The sequence below is a fragment of the Falsiporphyromonas endometrii genome, from assembly GCF_042654485.1.
GTDB lineage: Bacteria > Bacteroidota > Bacteroidia > Bacteroidales > Porphyromonadaceae > Porphyromonas > Porphyromonas endometrii.
In genome coordinates, this window is record NZ_JBHSGO010000130.1 from 1 (window position 1) to 6096 (window position 6096).

A 6096-nucleotide genomic window follows, 5' to 3' on the forward strand; every position below is an offset into this window, starting at 1 on the left:
AGACAATTCGAAATAATTTCTTTAATTTGTACTTGTGTAAGGTTCATGCTTTTTATCGTTTTTTAGTTTGTAATTTCAAAGATAATAGTCTTGGGTCTTACACACTTTTTTGGGACAGTATCCTTCTATAGCTTATTAAGGGATTTTCTTTTTGCAATAATTTGAGATAAAACAAAGAAGGCTGTGTCAGAATGAATTGACACAGCCTCTTTAATATTAGATTGGAAGATTTATCTTATTTCTTCCGGATATCTATCGTTTATTATATCCTTATGGATTAATAATGTTTGGGAGGAGCAGGAACTCTCTTTCGTGGATCAGCTTCTTGTTCTACTCTTTTGAGTTTGGGAGCTGCCTCTTGATAAAACTCTTCCTTTTCATCCGGCTTAATCCATGCAATCTCTTGACCTTTACGGACAGCACCTCCTTGTGGAACAGATACTTCAATTAACTTACCGGTGAAGTTAGACTTCATATCTTCCATGTAACCAACGGTTGTCTCAATTGTGCAAATTGGTTGATTGGTAATGAAGCGACTACCTGTATTAGGAGCCATTGAACCTTCGGGATCAACTTCCCAGCGAAGTGTACCATTGGCTGTGGCACAGATTGGTTGGCAACCTTCGCGCATAGCCTTCTTTACGTCCTCTTCGTTGTAGCCTTGCTTTGCAAGAGCTTGGGCCTTGGCATTAGCAAGGTCGGCTTCAAATCTTTCTTTGGCAACACCACTTCTGAAGTCGCGGTATTGACGATCATGCATAGCAAGTTCGAATAGCTCTTCGTCATCTTCACCAAAGTCCCATCCGTTTTCTTTCATCTCTTTGCGATATTCGTCAAGAGCATCCGGATAGTTGAGCTGAGGATCTTCATCTGTAAATTCTAAGCCCTTTGATTTAGCCAAGTCAATAATCTCTTGATCGAGTTTGCCTGGCAAACGACCTGATTTACCGAGGATCATACCCCAGATGTTTTGGTCAATAGCCTGCCAACGACCTTCTCCTCGAATAAGGTTATAAACATTCATAAGAGATACGTTCTTAACATACTGGCTAAATGGAGTTACAAGTGGTGGATAACCAAGTCTCGGCCACACATACTCAACTTCATTAAACAGCTTAACCAGGAGGTCATCAACAGACAATTCGGGTTTGCCATTTTGACGAAGGAACATATTGATACCGGCATGTACACCTTTGAGGTCAGCCATCATAGATCCCATCATACCACCGGGAAGACCGCAGCCTACAAGAAGAGATGTGGTGTGTTTGTTGGTTGGATTGATAAAATAGCCTAACCATTCGTCGATAAACTCTTGTGTCATAGAGCGAGCTCTCATGTATGCATCCATATTGATGTCTGCAACCTTGAAGCCTGCATCGCGAAGCATCTGTTGGATTGTGATTACATCCGGGTGAACTTTACCCCAAGATAGTGGCTCCATTGCCACATCAATGATATCTGCTCCATTTTCGCAAACTTCGAGCATTGAAGCCACTGAAAAACCGGGACCGGAGTGTCCGTGATATTCAATGATAACTTCCGGGTGTTTTGTCTTAATCTCTTTTACCAACTTACCAAGGAATGCGGGACGTCCGATACCTGCCATGTCTTTTAGGCAAATTTCGGGAGCACCGGCAGCAATGAGCCTGTCTGCAAGGGCAGAGTAGTACTCTACAGTGTGAATCGGTGAATATGTGATACACAATGTAGCTTGAGGAATCATACCTGCTTCAAGAGCATATTTGATGGACGGAATGATATTGCGTTCGTCATTGAGTCCGTCAAAAATACGTGTGATGTCTGTTCCTTGCGCTTTCTTAACCTTATACATCAGGCGACGAACGTCTGCCGGTACAGGGTACATACGCAAAGCATTTAGACCACGGTCAAGCATGTGGGTCTGAATACCTGCTTCGTTGAAGGGTTTTGTAAATGCACGAACAGCCTTATTGGGGTTTTCGCCTGCGAGAAGGCACACCTGCTCAAAAGCACCACCATTGGTTTCTACACGATGGAAACATCCCATCTCTACAATGACAGGTGCAATTCGTGCCAATTGATCAGCTCTGGGCTGAAATTTGCCTGATGATTGCCACATATCGCGGTACACCAAGCTGAATTTGATTTCTTTTTTAGTTGCTTTTTTCATCTAAATAAGGTTTTATTCTAAACTTGTTACTTTTGTCGATTTTCTTCTGATAGTTTTATCTTTTGACCAATCTGAAGCCATTGCAAAGCCGATACAGCTGCTGTTTCTGTCCTTAAGCGTGCTTCGCCTAATGTGATTGTCCTAAAACCGTTGGCCATTGCAAACTCAACCTCCTCTTTTGTGAAGTCACCCTCAGGTCCAATCAGAATGACTGCATCTTCTTGACCTTCATACAATTCGTAAGGAGTAACCTTCTTCGGTAAGGTTGGATCGTCGGAACAGTGAGCTATCATTTTGACGCTTGTTGTGTCTTTTAGTGAAGCAACGAAGTCTTTGAATGGAATGTCTGTCTCAACTTTAGGCATTACCGTCTTCAGTGATTGTTTCATTGCACTCACTGCAATTCGTTCCAAACGATCAAGTCTGGTACTTTTTCTCTCACATTGATCAGATTTGATAATAGATATGCGATCTACACCAATTTCCACTAATTTCTCAACCATCCATTCCATACGATCGATATGTTTGGTTGCTCCTACGGCGATGGTGATATTTCCCTTCCAGAATGAAGGGATGAAACTGGATGAAAGGATGTTAATCATACATGAGCGTTTAGTTACTCCGATTATCTCACATTCATAGAGGTTGCCTTTGCCATCTGTAACCTCTATCCGGTCACCAATGTTCATTCTTAATACCCTCGTACAATGCTGAGCTTCTGTTTCCGGAAGTTCCAACTCTGATGCGATATCAGGGGCAAAAAACAGGGGAAGTTCGGTCATTCCTCGCATACGATAATTCCTTTTTTATCCACACACATCTAATTACACCGCCAAATTTACAGATTATATTGGGAATAAAGATGCTTTATTGACGAAAATAATGAATAATTGCTCGTTATTTATCGGTGTTATGAGAATAATGTGCGTTTTATTGTGTTATATCTATCTTTCAGTGATAAGATTAGCACATTGATAATTGCTGTGTAAATATAAACTTGATTACAAAAAGTTGAGAAGATCCATTTTGATTGATACCAACTATGTTGTTAAACTTATTAAGTTGTTTAGGACCGATTGGGGTATTAACCAAGGAGTATTGAAATCTATCTATCTGCAGATTTATTTGCTAAGTTTATCAATCACAAGGGGCTGAATCGAAATAATAGTCCGATTCAGCCCCTTGGATTAGCTCCTCAATAGGGTGCAATATTACTTGTCTTTTTCTTTGCTGTATTCTTTATTAAGGAAGGTTGCCAATTCATCCGTAATATCATAAGCAGAGTCAGCATATAATAAGTTCTGATGGTTGAGGTCAGTCAATATGAATGTAAATCCCTTATCCTTGTTGTACTTGTTGATCTCTTCTTGAAGCTTTTTTTGAAACTTATCCATCGCAGCCATGTTTTTGTTCATCATCTCTTGCTGTAGCTTTGCCTCAAATTGCTGTCCTTCTTGTTGCATATTAGCAAGTTTCTGTTGCTCCATTTGTGCAGACTCTTGAGAAACAAATGCATTGGTGCGGACTCTTCTTTGAAAATCTTCTGCAGCTTTACCAAAGGCATTGAGTTTTGATGCCAAAGCTTTTTGACTGGCTTGAGCTTCTTTGTTGAGTTGTTCGTTGATATCTTTATAATATTGATATTTGCTGTACAAACTGTCCAGTCTGACAAAGGCAATTTTGATGCCATTGTTTCCTGTATTTTGAACAGTTGTCGGTTTGTTATCTGTTTTTTGATTGTTACAAGCAGTGAAAACACTTCCGCCCAGAGTGATTGCTACAATTAGGGCTATGAATGAAATCTTCTTTCTCATATTATCTTCATTGTTATTATTGATGATCAGTTGTTGTCTATCTATTCTCCTCTTTGAGGATATCCTTGAGATTTTTATGATTGATCTCATCCAACATCTGAGATCGGTGACAGGTGATCCCTCGCTTCCTCAAAGCCGGAACATCGCTTACATGACCGGTTGGGAAGCGCCCATTTTTCTTAAAAATGACTTTGACGGACATAAGGAGAACGCAAACAGCTACAATCCCCAAAGTTATTCCTAAAGTTATCAAGGCTATCTTCATACAAAATATTATATTTGTGCTGTACAAAGGTAGAAGAATATCTTGAGACAATAATAATCTGGAGGTAAGCCAATTCTATACTATGGTACATCATATCTTTGTGCATAAATTAAATTCATAATATAAAACACTGGTTTTCAATGAAAATGACAGATCTACAGCCCAAAGTTTTGTGGCAATGTTTTGACGAGATTACAAAAGTACCTCGTCCATCAAAGAAAGAAGGTAAGATTATTGCATTCTTGGAAGAGTTTGCTAAGAAGCACAATCTCGATTATACAAAGGATGCTATCGGCAATATTGTAATGCGCAAACCTGCAACCAAAGGATATGAAGACAGAGAAACCGTAATTCTTCAAAGCCATATGGATATGGTATGTGAAAAGAATTCGGATGTTGATCATGACTTTGATAAAGATCCTATTAAGACTATTGTTGAAGATGGTTGGGTACATGCTGCAGGTACAACTCTTGGTGCTGACAACGGTATTGGTTGTTCTGCTGAGATGGCAATCCTTATGAGTGATGATATCGAGCATGGTCCAATCGAATGTCTATTTACTGTAGACGAAGAGACGGGTCTTACAGGTGCACATAATATCGATCCTGAGATCTTAAAAGGTCGTATTCTTTTGAACCTTGACTCAGAAGATGAGGGTGAGATGTTTATTGGCTGTGCAGGTGGTAAGGACACACAAGGTCTCTTTACATACACACTTGAAAATGCTCCTGAGGGATATATTTTCATGGATGTAAAGGTAAATGGACTTCGTGGTGGACACTCAGGTGGAGATATCCATATGCAGCTTGGTAATGCCAATAAAATCATAGCCCGTTTCTTGATGAAGATCGAAGAAAAGATGCCATGGGTACTTTCAGAGATCCAATGTGGTAATCTTCGTAATGCTATCGCTCGTGAAGGACATGCTGTATTTGGAGTTCCAATGAATAAAAAAGAGGATGTTCGTATTCTTTTGAATGAATTTGCAGCGGTAATCGAATTTGAATATAAAAAGCAAGACTCCGGTGTTAAACTTCATCTTGAGACCTGTGATGCACCTAAGCAGGTGATTGATCAGAAGACAAAGATGGATATGCTTCTTGCAGTAATTGCTTGTCCTCATGGAGTGATGGGTATGTCTCAAGAAATAGAAGGTCTGGTTGAGACTTCAACCAATTTGGCTTCTATTAAGATGGTCGAAAACAATGGCATCTTGGTTGGAACAAGTCAAAGAAGTAGTGTCGAAAGCCTCAAAGATGCTGTTTGTGAGCAAGTTGCTGCTTGCTTCCGTTTGGCAGGTGCTAAAGTGATTCATTCTGATGGATATCCGGGATGGGCTCCAAACACAGACAGTGCAATCCTGAAGGTGGCAGAAGAAACTTATGAAGAACTATTCCACAAGAAACCTCTTGTTAAGGCTATTCACGCAGGTCTTGAGTGTGGACTATTCCTCGAAAAATATCCTTATTTGGATATGGTATCATTTGGTCCGACAATGAAGGATGTACACTCTCCAAGTGAAAGAATGGAGATTAAGACTGTTGAGATGTGGTGGGATCACCTTCTTCTTATGCTTAAGAGAATTCCTAAAGCGAAGTAAATCGCTTCGAATCAATTAGTTAGAAAAAAGGGATGCGTTGAGGTTAAAAACCTTATGCATCCCTTCTTTGTTAAAATACCGGTGCAATATTATCCTTGTTGTTTAATTTTCTTGTTATTCTCTTTTGTTTTCCGGACTGGAGGTAGTATCCCTAAAAGTGTGTAATTGAAGTTTATCTTTGAGTCAAAATTAATCATTTCATTTAATTGTTTTTCTCATCCGTCAGGCGGACATGAAAAACACCGGGGGGATTGGCGTCCGCCCGGG

5 protein-coding genes are annotated in these 6096 nt (G+C 39.9%); 1 reads left to right on the forward strand and 4 read right to left on the reverse strand.

What is annotated here, in order from left to right; all coding sequences use genetic code 11:
• Positions 1 to 277: 277 nt before the first annotated feature.
• The 4 genes from ACFO3G_RS04080 to ACFO3G_RS04095 all read right to left on the reverse strand — a co-directional run bounded on the left by ACFO3G_RS04080 (position 278) and on the right by ACFO3G_RS04095 (position 4228).
• Entirely contained in the window at positions 278 to 2149 is a 1872-nt protein-coding gene (locus tag ACFO3G_RS04080; protein WP_380078235.1) for an oxaloacetate decarboxylase, read from the reverse strand.
• Between the two features lie 26 nt (positions 2150 to 2175).
• On the reverse strand, positions 2176 to 2931 hold the full coding sequence (locus ACFO3G_RS04085; protein ID WP_380078237.1) for a 16S rRNA (uracil(1498)-N(3))-methyltransferase: 756 nt from the start codon (positions 2929 to 2931) through the stop codon (positions 2176 to 2178).
• A 429-nt stretch (positions 2932 to 3360) separates the two neighbouring features.
• A complete protein-coding gene (locus tag ACFO3G_RS04090; protein WP_380078239.1) occupies positions 3361 to 3963 on the reverse strand; it encodes an OmpH/Skp family outer membrane protein in 603 nt (200 codons plus the stop codon).
• A gap of 37 nt (positions 3964 to 4000) precedes the next feature.
• Positions 4001 to 4228, reverse strand: coding sequence for a hypothetical protein (locus tag ACFO3G_RS04095; protein WP_380078241.1), 228 nt, complete (start codon positions 4226 to 4228; stop codon positions 4001 to 4003).
• Positions 4229 to 4368: 140 nt separating this feature from the next.
• Here ACFO3G_RS04095 and ACFO3G_RS04100 point away from each other — a divergent pair, with 140 nt between their 5' ends.
• Entirely contained in the window at positions 4369 to 5829 is a 1461-nt protein-coding gene (locus tag ACFO3G_RS04100) for an aminoacyl-histidine dipeptidase (protein WP_380078243.1), read from the forward strand.
• The last annotated feature ends 267 nt before the right edge of the window (positions 5830 to 6096 follow it).